The organism is Sulfurimonas limnophila, from assembly GCF_059705345.1.
Genome location: NZ_AP046127.1, coordinates 2,072,269 through 2,089,862 on the forward strand (window position 1 = coordinate 2,072,269; position 17,594 = coordinate 2,089,862).

The 17,594-nt window shown below is 34.8% G+C and carries 18 protein-coding genes; 8 read left to right on the plus strand and 10 right to left on the minus strand.

Features of this window, described 5'->3' with window-relative positions:
* The first annotated feature begins 5 nt into the window (after window positions 1-5).
* Together AC6H33_RS10570 and AC6H33_RS10575 are read left to right on the plus strand one after the other, a co-directional pair.
* Entirely contained in the window at window positions 6-452 is a 447-nt protein-coding gene (locus AC6H33_RS10570; RefSeq protein WP_497604854.1) for a DUF3015 family protein, read from the plus strand.
* Window positions 453-643: 191 nt separating this feature from the next.
* On the plus strand, window positions 644-2,341 hold the full coding sequence (locus AC6H33_RS10575; RefSeq protein WP_497604855.1) for an Lnb N-terminal periplasmic domain-containing protein: 1,698 nt from the start codon (window positions 644-646) through the stop codon (window positions 2,339-2,341).
* A 7-nt stretch (window positions 2,342-2,348) separates the two neighbouring features.
* Here AC6H33_RS10575 and AC6H33_RS10580 read toward each other — a convergent pair whose 3' ends face one another.
* From AC6H33_RS10580 to recA, 4 genes are read right to left on the minus strand one after another with little or no spacing between them, the layout of a single operon-like run.
* On the minus strand, window positions 2,349-3,020 hold the full coding sequence (locus tag AC6H33_RS10580; RefSeq protein WP_497604856.1) for an AMIN domain-containing protein: 672 nt from the start codon (window positions 3,018-3,020) through the stop codon (window positions 2,349-2,351).
* Window positions 3,021-3,064: 44 nt separating this feature from the next.
* Complete coding sequence (locus AC6H33_RS10585; protein WP_497604857.1) at window positions 3,065-3,343, minus strand: hypothetical protein; 279 nt, start codon at window positions 3,341-3,343, stop codon at window positions 3,065-3,067.
* A gap of 8 nt (window positions 3,344-3,351) precedes the next feature.
* Window positions 3,352-4,617 (minus strand): phosphopyruvate hydratase, encoded by a 1,266-nt coding sequence (gene eno, locus AC6H33_RS10590; protein WP_497604858.1) that lies wholly within the window; start codon window positions 4,615-4,617, stop codon window positions 3,352-3,354.
* A gap of 58 nt (window positions 4,618-4,675) precedes the next feature.
* A complete protein-coding gene (recA, locus tag AC6H33_RS10595; RefSeq protein WP_497604859.1) occupies window positions 4,676-5,713 on the minus strand; it encodes a recombinase RecA in 1,038 nt (345 codons plus the stop codon).
* Window positions 5,714-5,900: 187 nt separating this feature from the next.
* Here recA and AC6H33_RS10600 point away from each other — a divergent pair, with 187 nt between their 5' ends.
* The 4 genes from AC6H33_RS10600 (at window position 5,901) to AC6H33_RS10615 (ending at window position 10,219) form a co-directional block, all read left to right on the plus strand.
* The gene (locus tag AC6H33_RS10600) at window positions 5,901-8,213 is read left to right on the plus strand and encodes a bifunctional diguanylate cyclase/phosphodiesterase (RefSeq protein ID WP_497604860.1); all 2,313 of its coding nucleotides are present in this window, start codon (window positions 5,901-5,903) and stop codon (window positions 8,211-8,213) included.
* A 112-nt stretch (window positions 8,214-8,325) separates the two neighbouring features.
* Entirely contained in the window at window positions 8,326-9,141 is an 816-nt protein-coding gene (locus AC6H33_RS10605; protein ID WP_497605997.1) for a menaquinone biosynthesis family protein, read from the plus strand.
* Window positions 9,141-9,407: a flagellar biosynthesis protein FliQ gene (fliQ, locus tag AC6H33_RS10610; protein ID WP_497604861.1), complete on the plus strand. Its 267-nt coding sequence runs from the start codon at window positions 9,141-9,143 to the stop codon at window positions 9,405-9,407. Before AC6H33_RS10605 ends, fliQ begins: the two co-directional genes overlap by 1 nt.
* Complete coding sequence (locus AC6H33_RS10615) at window positions 9,407-10,219, plus strand: UDP-N-acetylmuramate dehydrogenase (protein WP_497604862.1); 813 nt, start codon at window positions 9,407-9,409, stop codon at window positions 10,217-10,219. Before fliQ ends, AC6H33_RS10615 begins: the two co-directional genes overlap by 1 nt.
* A 20-nt stretch (window positions 10,220-10,239) precedes the next feature.
* Here AC6H33_RS10615 and AC6H33_RS10620 read toward each other — a convergent pair whose 3' ends face one another.
* From AC6H33_RS10620 to AC6H33_RS10630, 3 genes are all read right to left on the minus strand, one after another.
* Window positions 10,240-10,755 (minus strand): DUF302 domain-containing protein, encoded by a 516-nt coding sequence (locus AC6H33_RS10620; protein WP_497604863.1) that lies wholly within the window; start codon window positions 10,753-10,755, stop codon window positions 10,240-10,242.
* 124 nt (window positions 10,756-10,879) lie between these two features.
* Entirely contained in the window at window positions 10,880-11,854 is a 975-nt protein-coding gene (locus AC6H33_RS10625; protein ID WP_497604864.1) for an iron-sulfur cluster assembly scaffold protein, read from the minus strand.
* 120 nt (window positions 11,855-11,974) lie between these two features.
* Complete coding sequence (locus tag AC6H33_RS10630) at window positions 11,975-13,189, minus strand: NifS family cysteine desulfurase (RefSeq protein WP_497604865.1); 1,215 nt, start codon at window positions 13,187-13,189, stop codon at window positions 11,975-11,977.
* 159 nt (window positions 13,190-13,348) lie between these two features.
* On the opposite strand from AC6H33_RS10630, the gene AC6H33_RS10635 reads away from it, so the two are divergent.
* A complete protein-coding gene (locus tag AC6H33_RS10635) occupies window positions 13,349-13,852 on the plus strand; it encodes a hypothetical protein (RefSeq protein ID WP_497604866.1) in 504 nt (167 codons plus the stop codon).
* Here the strand turns inward: AC6H33_RS10635 and AC6H33_RS10640 are convergent.
* Genes AC6H33_RS10640 through AC6H33_RS10650 form a run of 3 tightly spaced genes read right to left on the minus strand, consistent with a single transcriptional unit; the run spans window position 13,849 to window position 16,188 of the window.
* Complete coding sequence (locus tag AC6H33_RS10640) at window positions 13,849-14,535, minus strand: pseudouridine synthase (protein ID WP_497604867.1); 687 nt, start codon at window positions 14,533-14,535, stop codon at window positions 13,849-13,851. The two genes, AC6H33_RS10635 and AC6H33_RS10640, sit on opposite strands and share 4 nt — an antisense overlap.
* Before the next feature lie 57 nt (window positions 14,536-14,592).
* Window positions 14,593-15,327, minus strand: a complete 735-nt coding sequence (locus tag AC6H33_RS10645; RefSeq protein WP_497604868.1) for a GGDEF domain-containing protein — start codon at window positions 15,325-15,327, stop codon at window positions 14,593-14,595.
* A 21-nt stretch (window positions 15,328-15,348) separates the two neighbouring features.
* The gene (locus AC6H33_RS10650; protein ID WP_497604869.1) at window positions 15,349-16,188 is read right to left on the minus strand and encodes an AraC family transcriptional regulator; all 840 of its coding nucleotides are present in this window, start codon (window positions 16,186-16,188) and stop codon (window positions 15,349-15,351) included.
* A 138-nt stretch (window positions 16,189-16,326) separates the two neighbouring features.
* On the opposite strand from AC6H33_RS10650, the gene AC6H33_RS10655 reads away from it, so the two are divergent.
* The gene (locus AC6H33_RS10655) at window positions 16,327-17,586 is read left to right on the plus strand and encodes a 3-isopropylmalate dehydratase large subunit (protein WP_497604870.1); all 1,260 of its coding nucleotides are present in this window, start codon (window positions 16,327-16,329) and stop codon (window positions 17,584-17,586) included.
* The last annotated feature ends 8 nt before the right edge of the window (window positions 17,587-17,594 follow it).

A 17,594-nucleotide genomic window follows, 5' to 3' on the forward strand; every position in this document is an offset into this window, starting at 1 on the left:
TTTTTATGAAAAAAATTTTAGTAAGTATCGCTGCGGTTATAGCTCTTAGTTCTTCAGCAATGGCTGGTGTTAACTCTCAAACTGGTTGTGGTCTAGGTTCAATCATCATTAAAGATGATTCTACTGCGATTATGTTAGCTCTTCAAGCTACAACAAACGGTACTTCTGGAAACCAAACATTTGGTATCACTTCAGGAACTCTTGGTTGTAAAAAAACTCAATTTGTTATGAACGAAAGAGCTGAAGAGTTCGTTGCTTCAAATATGGACCAACTTGCAAAAGAGATTGCACAAGGTTATGGCGAGAGTGTTGATACTTTAGCAGAACTTTTAGAAGTATCTGACAAAGCAACTTTTTCAGCTTCACTTCAAGCAAACTACAACAGCATTTACACAACTCAAAATGCAAAAATGGCTGATGTTTTAGATAACATCTCTACAACTTCTCTCTAGTTGATAACTAAAACGGATGAATTTTCATCCGTTTTTAGTAAGCTCTCCCTTAGGAATTCCCAATTTTAAATCCTCTTCTTTTTTTAATATTTTTTTTACCTCTTATCTTAGAAGCTTCTTCGGAGTTCTATAAACAAAAAGCAGATGAGTTAAAATTAGCTGATACTAGATACTGGAGAATTCTTCTTCATATGGAAGATGGGATAAGCCAAATCGATGATGAGAGTTTTTTTCTCTCAAAAAATGGTAAAACAGACGCAAAAGATGAGCTTCATGCCACAATAGATGCTCTTTTAAATGAAGTTACTTTTGATGACAATGCAACCGCATGTAGATTCCCAGCAAGAGCTTCTTGGATAAAAGAGGAGCTAAGTGGAATTGAATTTCCAAAAGTTACATGTAACGAATATGATAAAGTACTCTCAAGATTAAACCCAAAATCAGTTACGCTTGTTTTTCCTTCCGCTCATATAAACTCTCCAGCTTCGATGTTTGGACACACTTTTTTACGTATAAATTCTCAGTACGACTCCAAACTGCTCTCTTATGCTGTAAATTACGCAGCAGACGCAAATCCAGATAAAGAAAATGGTGTTCTCTTTGCCATAAAAGGTCTTTTTGGCGGATACTATGGTAAATACTCTTTACTTCCATATTATGAAAAACTAAAAGAGTATAGAGATAGCGAACAAAGAGATATTTGGGAATATGACTTAGACTTAACTCAAGATGAAGTTCTTAGAATGGTTAGGCATATCTGGGAGCTCAACGACACACACTCTTACTACTATTTTTTTACTGAAAACTGCTCTTATAATATGCTCTGGTTCGTAGAAGCTGCCAGACCTTCCATTGATTTGAGAAAATATTTTAGCTATCAAGTTATCCCTCTTGAGACAGTTCATGCAGTAGAGAATGAACATATCATCACAAAAAGCTCATATAGACCCTCAAAAAGAACACTGCTTCTTAGGTATGAGCAGTTGCTTGATGAAAAACATATAGCACTCCCAGCTATGCTAGTAAGTTCAAAAATATCGCCTACTTCCATTACCCAAGATTCAAAGATTGAAATAGAGCAAAAAAGATATATACTAGAAGCCTCCATAGAGCTCTTAGAGTATAACTTTAGTAAAAGCAAAATAACTAAAGAGCGCTACTTGGAGCTTTTTCACGCATTATCTAAAGCAAGAGCTTCTCTTGGCTTAGGAGAAAAAATAGAGATAAAAACTCCTGCAAATCCACTTCAAAGCCATCAAGCCATAAGAACAATGGTTGGTGCTGGAGTTAAAGAGGGCAAGAGTGTAGGATATTTAGGAATTCGCCCTGCTTATCATAGCCTAGAGGATAGCAACTACGGATTTTTAAGAGGAACTCAAATTGAGTTTTTAAATGTTGAGCTCTCTTATCCTGAATATAAAGCAGAAGTTGAAGATGCAACAATTTTGTCTATTGTCTCTATTGCACAACGCTCATATTTTTTTGAAAACTTATCTTGGAGAACTAAATTTGGGTGGGACAAAGATTCACTAGACTCTCATGCAAACTTTATAGGTACAGTAGGAGTTGGGCTTAGCTGGGGGAATGAGTTGGGCTATAGCTACATAATGACAGATCCGCTATTTTACATAGATGATGGTTTTAAATACGCCATAGGAACTTCAGCTGGATTTGTTTTTGATAAATATAGCAATATGAGCACTAAGATAGAGCTAACAAAAAGATTCTATGATACTGGGGATAGACAAAATCTTTTTGAACTCTCACAAGGATTTAGAGTTACTCAAAATACGCAACTTAGATTTGATTATAACTACAAGCAAAGAGATGAGAGAGCAAAAGAGAAGCAAGAGAGAAGTTTAAAGTGCTATTTTAACTACTATTTTTAGAGCTGATTTATTTTAGTTCTAAGAGGTAACCCTCAGATATTTTTTTGAAATTATATTTATAATGTCCATCAAGTTCAACTACAACTCTATAAAATTTATCGTGATTTCCAACTCTAATTTCTGTAAAAATAGAATCAATATTTTTTCTAATATAGTTTTTAACCTCTGCATCACTCTTAAAATCTATAACAATTCTATGTGGATCTGCTAATAAAAAGTTTCTTATTGATTCATGTTTTGTTACGAGTTTCAATGTTTTTCCAGAGACAAATATAGATAGATATTCAAGTGTAACATTGTCGTTAGAAACCTTTACACTCGGCTTCAGTTCCGTTTTTGGTTCAACTTTACTCTTGATTGTCTCTTCACTTTTAGTTTCAATTTGTGTTTGTGGGTAGTTTTGCGATATAAAAATAGGTGAATGCCAATCTATGGAGTTATCTAAATCAATACTTTTTCTCTCAATAGAACCGTCAAGATTTTTATACTCTATCGTTACTTTTTGTAAAATTCTAGCTTGATTAGGAATAGAAATTGAGGCTCTTTTGAGCGGTTCTTTAGAGGTGTCTTCATTTGTAGTTAAGACAATATCCTTTTCGCCATCAGATGGAAAAAAAGGATTTTCACGAGCATTTAGTGTTAAAAATAGTAAAGTAGAAATTAATAAAACTTTAATCAAAACAACCCCTAAATATATTTACATGCATTATAGCAAGTTAAATACTATTTTGCAGAAATCTCTTTTAGTTCAAAGTATTCTCTTTGAAGCTCTGCGTTTTCATTTTTTAGTCTCTCTATCTCTGTTTGCAGATGATTCTGATAATCGCTCAAACCCATATAAACCTGTAACGAATTCTCTCCATAAAGAAGCAATCCGATATAGACACCCATGCCTAAAACTAAAAAAAGAAGTAAAGAGAACTTAGAGAATGATATACCAAGATATTTTTGTGAAAAGCTTGGTCTATCTTCATATTTATCAAAAAGTTCTTCTTTATTCATTATTATTCTTAGTTAAAAAGCTCTGAACCTAAATATTCACCGTAAACAACTTCATTCTCAATCTCCAAGAGGCGATTGTATTTAGCTGTTCTCTCTCCACGTGCAGTTGAACCTGTTTTTATCTCACCACAATTAAGAGCAACAGCAAAATCAGCGATAAATGCATCTTCACTCTCACCTGAACGGTGGCTCATAACACATTTATAACCATTTCTTTGAGCAAGGCGAACTGTTTGCATAGTCTCACTTACTGAACCTATTTGGTTTGGTTTTATAAGGATTGAGTTAGCAATGCCTTTTTTAATACCTTCATTTAAGATACTAGCATTAGTTACAAAAAGGTCATCTCCAACAAGCTGAACTCTATCTCCTAGTTTTTCAGTTAGTAGCTTCCAGCCATCCCAGTCATCTTCACTTAAGCCATCTTCAATAGAGACTATTGGGTATTTGTTGCACAAATCTACATAATAATCAACAAGCTGTGCCGATGTAATAGTTCTGTTTTCGCTATCAAGTCTATATCCGCCATCTACTACAAGTTCAGAAGCAGCAACATCAAGCGCTATAGCCATCTGCTCTCCTGCTTTGTATCCAGCTTTTTCTATTGCTTCCATTACGATTTGGATTGGTTCTTCATTTGAACCTAAATCTGGTGCAAAACCACCCTCATCACCAAGTGCAGTATTGTGTTTTTTAGCTTTTAAAATAGCTTTTAGATTGTGGTAAACTTCAGCGCTTGCACTAAGAGCAGACGCGAAGTCTTCAAACCCGATAGGCATAATCATATATTCTTGAAAATCTACCGAGTTATCTGCATGGCTTCCGCCATTGATAATATTTAACATAGGTGTTGGCATAACCATAGCGTTAGCACCACCTAAATAGCGATAAAGAGGGATTCCCAAACTTTTTGCAGCAGCACGTGCTACTGCCATAGAAGCACCAAGAACAGCATTTGCGCCTAAGTTTCCATAGTTATCAGTTCCATCTAGCTCTTTCATAGTCGCGTCAATTACGGCTTGATTAAAAGGAGATAGACCAATAAGAGCATCAGAGATTTGAGAGTTTACATTTTCAACTGCTTTTAAAACACCTTTGCCCATGTACCTGCTTCCGCCATCACGAAGTTCTAGCGCTTCACGTTTTCCAGTACTTGCACCTGAGGGAACGATAGCACTTGCTCTAGTTCCATCACTTAACTCTACTGTTGTTTTTACTGTTGGGTTTCCGCGAGAATCCATTACTTCAATCGCACTTACATTATCAATAAACATCTTTTAACCACCTCTTTTGTATTAAGTATAATATTTTATCATTTTTTTTATAGAGAACCTAAAGATCTGCCTCAGACATCTCTATACTATCCATTGTCATAAGGTCACTCATACCCATAGCAGATTTAATTTTCTCTTCAATTTCACGAGCCAAAGCTGGTTCTTCTTTGAACTTAGCTTTAACATTTTCGCGCCCTTGCCCTAACTTTATATCTTCATAAGAGAACCAAGCACCACTTTTGTCTATGATGTCAAGTTTAACACCATAATCAACGAGTTCACCCTCTTTTGAAATACCTTCGCCGAACATTATATCAAACTCAGCCTGACGGAAAGGAGGAGCAACTTTGTTTTTTATAACTTTTGCTTTAACACGATTACCTATCTGACTCTCACCCTGTTTAAGCGACGCGATACGTCTTACATCAATACGTACAGAAGCATAAAACTTCAGTGCATTTCCACCTGTTGTTGTCTCAGGAGAACCGTATCCCATCATTCCGATTTTCATACGAATCTGGTTGATAAAGATAACAGTACAGTTCATTTTGTGAAGTATCCCTGTTAGTTTGCGAAGAGCTTTTGACATCAGCCTTGCTTGAACACCAACATTTTGATCAGACATTTCACCTTCTATCTCAGACTTTGGAGTAAGTGCTGCAACAGAGTCAATTACTATAAGGTCGATTGCACCGCTTCTTGCTATTGTCTCGACAATATCTAGTGCTTGTTCGCCATAGTCTGGCTGAGATACAAGAAGGTTTTCAACATCTACACCTAAATTTTTTGCATATCCAACATCAAGGGCATGTTCTGCATCAATAAAAGCACAAACTCCACCTGCCTTTTGGCACTCTGCTGTTATTTGAAGTGCTAGGGTAGTTTTGCCTGAACTCTCAGGTCCATATATCTCAACAACTCTGCCTTGTGGTATTCCGCCTATTCCAAGAGCTAAATCAAGCCCTAGTGAGCCTGTACTTATTGACTCAATTGGCACAATCTCTTTGTCTCCAAGTCTCATAAGAGCACCTTTTCCAAATGCCTTATCAATCTGTTTCATAGCCAAGTCTAGTGATTTTTGTTTATTTGCGTCCATGTTAGGCTCACTTTATAGTAAATTTAGACTTATTATATGCCAATTTATTTTTTATACTCAAAAATATTGCAAATTGTCATATAATTTTTTTTATAAATTAATGCGATTTTACCTTTTTTTTTGTTAAAACATTGTTTATAAAGTACAATATAGAGATTAAATACAATTCTTGCATGGGGCTTACATTTTGATTCAAAAAACACAACTTAATCTTTTTTTGCCAAAATATATAATAATTATCTCAATAATTTTGCTAATTTCTGGTTTTCTTTTTATAAACTCCAAAGTTGAAGCTCTAAAGAGTGAAAAATATCAAGACTTAGCTAAAGAAACAAATGAAAAATTAAAAACACTTATTGATGAAAAAAAAGAGGCTCTTCTTTTTGTGACACTGCCTATCGCTAACGATACACTTACGAAAGAGGCTCTTGAGAGTAAAGATATTTCAAAACTAAATCTAGAAGAATTTTCAGAAAATCTAACTAAAAACACTTCGCTAAGCGGAACATGGTTTCAACTTATAACTTCAGATGGCAAAAGTTTTTATAGAAGTTGGACAGCCAAAAGAGGTGACAATCTCTCTATAATTAGAGATGATGTTGCAGAGATGATTAAAAATCCACATGTTATATCTTCAATTAGCGCTGGTCTCTTTGATATAACTTTCAAATCTATGGTGCCAATTTATAAAAATGGCAATTTTATAGGCTCTATCGAAACAATTTCCAACTTTGATTCAATAGATGAAAAAATGAAAAAAATTGGTTATGAGACTATCTTTTTGGCTGATAAAAAATATAAAAATATTCTGCTTGAACCATCAAAAAAAGTTTTTGTTTCAGATTATTATGTAGCAAATTCTAACTACAAAAAAGAGAATTTAGAGCTTATCAAAAGTAAAGGCGTCGAGCACTTTATAGGTGAAATAGCGTTTCGCATAAACCATGATAAAAATAAACTTATATGCACATACCATCTTAAGAATCCAGAAAATATTGAGATTGCGTATTTCATTATTTTTCAAGATTTAAATAAAATTGATTTTAGTCATATCTCTAGGGTAAGGGATGCTTTAGTCTTTTTCTTTATCTCTATTTTTACCTTCTTAGTTCTACTTTCTTATTATCTTAACTTTAAAAAAGAAAAAAGCAATATAGAACAAAAAAATGTAAGCCTTCAAAAAAAGATTAAAATGACGGCTGGTAAACTTGAACATCTTTTTCGTTATGACCATCTAACAAATCTTCCAAATAAACTTTTACTTATTGACAAGCTTGAACGCAGCATAAACATAGCAAATAAAAATAATCAAAAGGTATCAATTTTATTCTTAGACCTAGATAGATTTAAAGAGATAAATGATACTTACAACCATGAAACAGGAGACAAACTTCTAAAAGAGATCTCCAAGAAACTCAAAAATTATATAAAAAGAGAGGACACGATTGGAAGGTTTGGTGGTGATGAATTTATAATAATACTAAACGACTCAAGCGAAGAAGGCACCATTGATATTGTTACAACTATTATGGAAAACATAAATGAGCCTATTGTTATAAATGGTATAAAAATACATACAACCTTTAGTATAGGTATAAGTATTTTTCCTGATGATGGCAATAGCGGAGATATTTTAATCAGAAATGCAGATACTGCTATGTATGAGGCTAAGAGCAACGGTAAAAATAGATACCAATTCTACAATAAGCAGATGACAGAACTAGCGCTAGAGAGGGTTTTGCTTGAGAGCAACCTAAGAAAAGCTATCAAAAATGGAGAGTTTGAAGTCTACTTTCAACCTAAAATAGACGCTAGAGTAGATAAAGTTATAGGGCTTGAAGCACTAATACGCTGGAATCACCCAGAGCTAGGTCTTATTCCTCCTGTTGTGTTTATCCCTTTTGCTGAGGACATTGGACTTATTATTGAAATAGACAAATGGATGATGAGAGAGTCTGCTGCGCAAGTTCTAGCATGGAAAAATGAAAACATACAATGCGGAAAACTCTCTATCAATGTATCAGCAAAACAGTTAGAAGATCCTAACTACATAGAGTATCTGCGCCAAAAAGTTGAAACAATTGGTCTCTCTCCTGCGGATTTGGAAATTGAGATTACGGAGGGGCTTATCATGAAACACAGCTTACATGTGATATCACTACTTAATGGCATTAAAGAATTAGGAATATCTATTTCTGTAGATGATTTTGGAACTGGCTACTCATCTTTATCATACCTAAAACGTCTCCCCATTGATAAACTAAAAATTGATCGCAGTTTTGTAAAAGATTTGCCATTTGACAAAGATGATATTGCAATTGTCAAGACAATTATTGCTCTCGCAAAAAACCTCTCCTTAGATGTAATTGCCGAAGGTGTGGAAACTAAAGAGCAAAGAGATTTTCTTCTACAAGAAGGGTGTCCTAATATACAAGGCTACTTCTACTCCAAACCCTTAAGAGTAGATGCGTGTAGGGAATTTTTGCTCCAACACATGTAGAATTTATGCTTATTTAGTTAAAATCAAATTTATATTTTAATCTCTTAGAGGATGGTTAGATACTTTGAAAAAGACGCTTATTGCTCATTCACCAGATGCTGATGATATCTTTATGTACTATGCTATAAAGTTTGGTTGGGTAGACATGGAAGGCACCCTATTTGACAATATCGCTGAAGATATTCAAACACTAAATGAAAAAGCCCTAAATGGTGTTTATGAGATAGTAGCTATTAGTTTTGCTCTATATCCACATATCAGAGAGGATTATGCCCCGCTTAGAACTGCTGTTAGTTTTGGCGATGGGTATGGACCAAAAGTTATAAAAAGAAAAGGTACAACGCTAAAGCGTAACTTTAAAGTTGCTCTTAGCGGAGAACATACGACAAATGCTATGCTCTTTCGTATCGCTTTTCCAGATGCCAGAATAACTTATATGAATTTTTTAGAGATAGAACAGGCTGTAATAGATGGCAAAGTTGATGCGGGAGTTCTTATTCATGAAAGTATTTTGACTTATAACAGTGAGCTTGAAGTTGAGCGTGAAATGTGGGATATCTGGCAAGAGCTCTCAGGTGGAGGGCTTCCTCTTCCTCTTGGCGGAATGGCGATTAGTCGCTCAATCCCATTAAACAGAGCAATAGCGTATGAAGAGACTCTAACAAAAGCTGTACGAGTAGCAAGAGAACATAAACAAAAACTCTCACAAATGTTACTGGAGAGATCTTTAGTGCGAATTGATGCGCAAACATTAGATAAATATCTCGAACTCTATGCAAATGATGATTCCATCACACTTAGCCCTATCCAGTACAAAGCTATCAACAAACTTTTTGAGATTGGATACAAAAATGGTTTTTATGATGCGCCTCTTTGCGTGGAAGACTTTATGATACCTAGTGAATATAAAGATTTGAGACACTCATAATGGAAGCTAAACTCATCTCTCTTGGAATTGATACTTTTAAGATAGCCCTTATGTTGGCTCTTCCAGGTCTTTTAGTTGGTATGTTTATAGGTTTGGCTGTAAGTATATTTCAAGCAACCACCCAAATAAATGAGATGACACTTAGTTTTATCCCTAAAATAGTCGGCGTTGCCATTGTTATCATCTTAACTATGCCATGGATGCTAAACGTAATGATAGACTTCTCAACAGAAGTATTTAACATGATGCCAGACTTTGTAGAGTAATGAAAAAGCAGAGTATCGACTTCTCTAAATTCTCTTCGATAAAAATCGGTGCCTCTTTTGAAGTCTCTATCTTAGAAGATTGTTCTGCTTCATACAGAGATTACTATTTGATAGGCTCGTGCAACAATCTGCTAATAGGCACAAATCCTCCACCACTTCTAAAGCTATCTAAAAAATATGACTATATCAAGATAGAAGACAACACTCTTAAAATCGGCGCAGCAACTCCCTCTGGCAAAATTGCATCATTTTGTAAAAAGCACGATATTGCAAATTTTGAATTTCTCTCACATCTACCTGGAACATTGGGCGGATTGGTTTTTATGAATGCTGGGCTTAAAGAGTATGAAATTTTCAATAATCTTATATCCATAACCACTTGTGAGGGCAATTTTTTAAAAGATGAGATAAAACATGGATATAGGTTTACAAAGATTACGAGCCCTATCTTAGAGGCTATATTTGAGCTAGAGAGTGGATTTTCAAAAGATAGAGTAGAGCTGTTTAAAAAAATGCGCCAAAACCAACCATCAGCCCCGAGCGCAGGAAGTTGTTTTAAAAATCCACAAGGTGATTATGCTGGAAGATTGATTGAAGCTGTTGGATTAAAAGGGCTAAGAGTTGGTGCAATGGAGTTTAGCAAGGAACATGCAAACTTTTTGGTAAACCATGGGGGTGGCACATTTGATGATGCAATTTATCTTATAAAAGAGGCGCAAAGAAGAGTTCTAAATGAGTTTGGAATTTTGCTTGAGTGTGAAATAGCCATTTTAGATACTAATTATATGAGAGAAGTTAAAACACCAAACTAAAATATTTGGTGTTTAAGAAATTAGTTTCCTTCGTGAATTGACTCGTATGAGCTAATATTTGCTTTTTTCATATACTCGTCAGTTGTTAAATCTATAGTATTTTTAAGAATAGTATCTAATTTAGTCAATAAGCTTTTAATCTCTTTTGACGTTTCAATAGTATCGTGTCTCAAGAATGTTACTGTTAGCTTTTTATTCTCTTCAATAATTGTCAATCTAATTGGACAAAGTGCCATCATTTTTGGGTCTAGGTTTGAAACTTGATTTCCAACATATCCGTTACAGATAAGAAGTGTTTTTACACCCTGTAAATTGTTTTTATTAAAATCTTTTCCGAACTTCTCTGAGTAGCCTTCGTCTTTAAACTGCTTAATTAAATCCATCTCATATAAAATATTCATATGGTTTTCGTCAATTGCTTTTTTAAGCTTTGGATAATAGCTCTCTAATGGCTCATATATCACTTTTGTATAGAACTCACTTGCAAACAAGTTTACAGACAACAATAAAAACAGCGCGGCTGTGATAATCTTCATTTTGATTCCTCTTTTGATAAAATTATCACATTCTATTGATTTAATCTTTTAACAAAGTTTAAATTTTGTTAAAATTTTAATATTCTATATATTCTGTTTACTTATGTGTAAAAATAAAAAAATATTATATTGGAAGAACTCTAATCTTTTTAGACAACTTCTCTTTTAGTGTTGCTTCTATCGCGTAAAGAGTCCCTGTTGCAGAACTTGCACAGCCATTACATGCGCCTAAGTATCTGATATAAACATCAATATACTCATCGCTTGATTTTACATCGATTACTTCCATGTTTCCGCCGTCCATAATTAAAAACTGACGAACATTTTCATCTACAACTGCATCTATCGCTTTGATTTTTTGAACTAGCGTCATAGCTTCAAAGCTTCCGCCACTTCCTGCATCAGCTGCTGCTTTCATCTTCTCTTCATCCATCTCACGACGAGTATCTGCTAAAATATCCACTAAATAGTACTCTCTTTGCTCATGCCCACCTGGTTTGATACAGCTCTTACAAAAACCTCCAGCTTTTGTGTAGTCTGTTATCTGCTCAATTGTTGTTAAATCATTTAGTCTGATAACCTCTTGAAGTGTTCTTAAACTAACACGAGCACACTCACAAACGATAATCTCCTCTTCAAAACTCTCAGCATCAACACCCATGTAAAGCCCTGCTGCTTTTTTTATAACATCATATGCCATAACTGAGCAGTGCATTTTTTGAGGCGGAACAGCTGGGATTTCTGGGCTATCACGAAGAGCGAACTCAACATCAATATTTGTAATTTTTACAGCCTCTTGAACTCTTTTTCCGATACAAAGTTCAGTCATAATATCTGAACTAGCTATCGCAGTTCCACATCCAAAACTCTTAAATTTAGAGTTAACGATAGTATCTGTCTTTGGATCAACTTCCCAGTAAAGGCGCACCGCATCGCCACAACTCTCTGCACCAAAATCTGCAACGATAAGCTTATTGCCATGAGAAGCAGCCTCATCTTCAGTTATCTCACCTTGATGATTTGGGTTATTCATAAGAGTTGTTACTTTATTTGAGTAAGCATCCCATAGAGAAGCCCCTAATAAATCATTTTTTGCCATAATATTTATTTCCTTTAATTTATTTCATAAACTCAAGGAAACCTTCTCCTTGATTTGTACGCTAGCCACTGTGGCACTGAAGCTTGACACATTCGTGTCAGACTGTTTTCGACTATTTAGTTAGTGAAAATGGAGTTCGCACTCTTTTGACTCTCCGCCAGGAGTTGGTCCTACTTTTGCAAATGAGCTAGATATAGCTCTTAAGCGTTCAACTGACTTTTTGAAGTGAGTTATAGTAAAGTCAATCTCGCCATCAGTTGTAAAACGGCTAAGACTTAGTCTGATACCTGTGTGAGCAAGTTCGTTATCTGCTCCTATTGCTAACATTACAGTATTTGCTTGAAGGTCTTCACTGGCACATGCACTTCCAGTTGAAGCACCAATTTGTCCATTGTTTAAATCCCAAAGCATTCCCTCGCCCTCAACACCTTTTATAGATATTAAAATTGTATTTGGTGTTCTATGCTCACGATCTCCGATAACAAAAGTATCGCTAAGTTCTAAAAGAGCATCTTCAAGACGGTCTCTCTTTGCTCTGATTGAATTAATTTTCTCTTCTATATTTGTAGTAGCTAGCTCCATAGCCTTGCCCATTCCTACGATATATGGAACATTTAGTGTTCCTGAACGACGACCTCCCATATGCTCACCGCCATTTAAGAGGGGAGATAACGGTTGTGAGTTTTTAATATATAAAGCTCCAATTCCTTTTGGACCATGAAACTTATGTGCGCTCATTGAGAGAAAATCTACATGAACATCTTGTAAATCAACTGGTATTTTACCAACTGCTTGAACAGCATCAGAGTGAAATAAAACACCTCTTTCTTTACAGATTTCACCAATCTCTTTTATAGGATTTATCATTCCTGTTTCATTTGAAGCCCACATAATTGAGACTAGAGCAGTTTTGTCTGTTATAAAGCTTTTTACTACATGCGCTTCAACTATACCTTGAGAGTTAACTGGCAAATATGTAACTTTTGCACCCTCTTCTTCTAGCGCTTTACAGGCAGCGTAAACAGATGGGTGCTCAACTTCAGTAGTGATGATATGATTTTTATCTCCATTTACAATGTGATCTCTAAAGATAGATTTTAAAACCCAGTTATTTGACTCTGTTGCACATGATGTAAAAACTATGTCATCACTATCACTAGCATTTAGCGCTTTATAGACCTGATCTAATGCTTTGCTAAGTGCAGGATGAGACGCTGTACCAAATTTGTGAAGCGAGTTTGGATTTCCATATATATCGCTAAAAAATGGCATCATCTCTTCAACAACCAATGGGTCCACCATTGTTGTTGCGTTATTATCCAAGTAAACTTTCATGTTTTACCTTATTTATTTAAGTTTTTTAATTAAGACAATTTTTGTCTTCTTTTAGTTTGATATAGTAATAGGTTTGTTATTACGATACGCTTAAATGAAATTATACTTATACATCATTTAAGCTATAATTATAGTTATACAATAAATTAGGAAAATTTCATGTGCAATTTCAATCAACAAAATGACGAAACAAAGAGATTTACTCATCTACTTATAACAAAATATGCCCAAAGTGTCGGGGGAGCAAATTTTCTTTTAGGTTTGATAGAAGCGATAAAAGAGAAAAAGCCAAACGCTTTGATAGACAGTGCATGTAAAGTGGACTCAAAAGAGCTTAAAATTTCATGGAACAAAATAGTTTTCAAAGATAAATTTGATGTTTTAGAAGATGTACTTCGTTCTTACAAAGGCGCTGAGGGTGGGAGTTTCAACATTCTTGACAATGAGAGCCCAAAGAAAAAAAAGAAAATTTTAACTATGCTAAAAACTCTTGCACCTCTTGAGTTTAGAGTGATAGTAAAAGGTATTGAAGGTGGAGAAGCTTTTGATTTTAAGATTTTTGAAATAGCAGCCCAAGATAATGTAACTATAAACCCTATCTTTGTAGCAATGTTTTTTTGCTCAACAGAGTTTTTTAAAAAAGCTCTTAATCACAAAATCTAAAGATTTACTACTCTAAACTCTGAGGGCTTTAAACCCTCAACACTAAATTCCCCAAAACTAACTCTATGAAGTGCTATAACCCTGTTTCCAACCGAGCCAAACATTCTCTTTACTTGGTGGTATCTTCCCTCGCATATCTCAACTCTTACAAATGTTGGAGTGATTATCTCCATCTTAGCTGGCAGTAGAGGTTTTTTCTCACCATTTAAAATAAGCTCTCCACTCGCAAAAACCTCAGCTTCATCGCCTCTTAAATCTTGTGCAAGAGTCACCTCATAGACTTTTATAATTTCGCTCTTAGGGCTTGTTAGCTTATGGTTAAGTGCGCCATCATCAGTAAGTAAAATGGCTCCTGTTGTATCTGAATCTAATCTGCCTATTGTTGATATTTTTGGATTTCGTCTTTGCCATCTAGGCGGAAGAAGTGAGTAGATAAGCACACCTGCATCACTATGTGAACAGACTACATGCTGGGGTTTATTCATAACAATGACTATTCTCGGTGCATCAAGTATTTCGCCATCTACACTTATTTGAGAGTGGTAGACTTTTTTTGTTACGTCAAAAACTCTCTCATTATCAACACAGACACTAAACATTTTTAAAAATTTATTTGCTTCGCTTCGTGTGCAGTATCCAAGACTTGAGAGATGCGCATCAACCCGCTTGTAGCTATTTTGCATATTTTGTCTCTTTTTGAAAAATTATATACAAAAGTATCTTTCAAAATGCAACGCTCACTACTCTTTGTCAAATACTCTAACACAGTTTCTGCCACTGTTTTTTGCTATATAAAGAGCTTCATCTGCCTCTTTGATTATTATATTTATCTCATCCCCTTTTTTACCAAAGCTGACTCCTATAGATACGGTAATACTATGATGTTCGCACTCAAAGATACTATTTTGAATATCTTCTCTTATTTTCTGAGCTTTTTGTACTATGTCATTTTTTGAAATTTTGTCATATATAATCATAAACTCCTCGCCACCATAGCGACAAAGTATGTCAGTATCTCTTGTTAAAGATTTTAAACTCTTAGCTAAGCACTTTAAAATACAGTCCCCCGTTAAATGTCCCATCGTATCGTTTATCTTTTTAAAATTATCAATATCTATAAATACAACTGCAAAGAGTGTGTTCTCTTTTTGAAAAATATCAAATTTTTCTAAAAAATCATTTAGATAGTGACGGTTATACAATCCTGTTAATCCATCTGTAAAGGCGTAATTGATGGCTTTTTGATTAATTTTTTGAAAATCTTCTTTTATAATTAGCAAAAGGCACAAAGCCACTAAAGTAGCGGTTATTATAGAAAAAAGAAACTCTTTGACAAACAAAACATACGCAAAATCACTCCTAAGCAAATCTTCATGAAGTATTAAAGTTCTTATAATTGACAACAATACAAGCACAATCACAACAGTGCCTGTAACTTTTAAAATAAGTTTTTTTCTCTCTTTTGCACTTAGCATCTGCTTAAATCTCTCTTGTATTTAAAGTTGTTCTTGAACTCTTCTCATCTGGTATAAACGAATTTTATTGCTTGTCACATCGTCAAAAACAACGCTTGGATTTGTGCCAAAAAACTTTTTAAAAATAGAGTTCATATGTGAATAATCACTATATAGATACTCCATCTCATTAAATCCGCAATCATCTTCAATATAGGCGAGAACAGTTTTGCAAAACTTTGAAATATAGATAAAATTTTTAGGTGTAAAGCCGATTATTTTCTTAAATTCTCTCTCAATTTTGCTTCTGCTACACCCAAAATCTTCAATAAGAGTTTTTACATTTACCTCAAAATGATACATATCCACAATCCTGTCCATCACATCTTGTATACACATTCGATTACACTCATGTAAAAGTTGCAACCTTATTAAGGCATCGTTTAAATAGTCAAGCTCCTCCTCTATACTACCGTGAGTATATAACTTGCTAAAGTACTCCTCTACTATCTCTTCTTGAATCTCAAAGAAGCACTCATTTAAAACAGTAGCTTCTATATTAAAGAGTTTATAAAATCCTATCGGGGTTAACTCTGCCATAATAAATGGCAACTCTACACTAGAAATCAAATCATCACTATTTAGTCTAAATTTTTTTATCTTGTTATTCTTAACGCTGATGGAGTAGTTTTTTGGAATAGGAAATTTTTTATCCTCTCTATAAACTTTTATATATCCATCAAATCCTCGGTTAAAAATTATAAAGTTGCATCCGTTTGGCAAAAACAGCAATTTATCCATATCTTCTAGTGAAGTTATTACAACATACTGTTTAAGTACACTCTCCAACTCTTTTGCTGAAGGAAAAACATCATATATCATATTTTAATTTATGGTTAATAATATCCCTATTGTCAAATCTTTATCTTGTATTAAATCGTCAAAAGCTCTTATTTTGCGCCAATTTTAATTCTTAAATGTTATAATCGCAAAAATTTATTATTTGTATAAAGGCATATTATGGCTCAAACTATAACTGAAAAAATATTTTCACAGCATGTTGGAAAGGCAGTTTTTGCAGGAGAGATTATCCGATGCAATATAGACATGGTAATTGGAAATGATATAACTACTCCAATCTCTATAAAAGCTTTTGAAGATAGCGGTGCTACAAAACTTGCAAATCCTGATGGATTTTCAATAGTTCTTGACCACTTTATTCCAGCAAAAGATATAGCGAGTGCAAATCAAGCCAGAATCAGCCGTGATTTTGCAAAAAAGTACTCTCTTAAAAACTTTTTTGATGAAAAGGATATGGGAATTGAACACGCGCTTCTTCCAGAAAAAGGGCTTGTTGTCCCTGGTGATGTAATCATAGGAGCAGATAGCCATACATGTACTCATGGTGCGCTTGGGGCGTTCTCTACTGGAATGGGCTCAACTGACTTGGCATTTGCGATGGTAACTGGCGGAAACTGGTTTAAAGTTCCTGAATCTATAAAAGTAAACCTAAGTGGAAAGCCATCAAAATACACGACTGGTAAAGATATTATCCTTGAGATTATTCGTCTAATTGGCGTTGATGGAGCTCTTTATAAAACTTTAGAGTTTACTGGAAGCACGATTGAGCATTTGAGCATGGATGATAGATTTTCTATGTGTAACATGGCGATAGAAGCTGGTGCAAAAAGCGGGATAGTTGCTTATGATGATATTACAAAAGCATTTTTGAGCGATAAAAACTTAGCTAGAGAGCCTCATATCCACTACTCTGATGCGGACGCTTCTTATGTGCAAGTGTTAGATATAGATGTTGCGAACCTCGATCCAGTTATCGCTTATCCATTCTTGCCATCAAATGGGCACAGTGTTGTTCAAGCTCAAAAAGATAATATCAAAATAGACCAAGCGTTCATCGGAAGTTGTACCAACGGCAGATTGAGCGACCTTAAAGTTGCAGCAGAGATACTAGAGGGCAAAAAAGTACATCCTGATGTTCGCCTCATTGTAACACCTGGAACACAGATGATACTAAGAGAAGCTAACAAGCTTGGGTATATTGACATTATCGTAGATGCTGGTGGCGTTGTTAGTAATCCAACATGCGGCGCTTGTCTTGGCGGGTATATGGGTATTTTAGGAGACAATGAAGTTGCTGTTTCAACAACAAATCGCAACTTTGTAGGTCGTATGGGAAGCAGAAGCTCAAAGGTATATCTAGCAAACTCAGCAGTTGCAGCAATATCTGCGATAAAAGGTTACATAACAGACCCAAGATAGTTAAATAC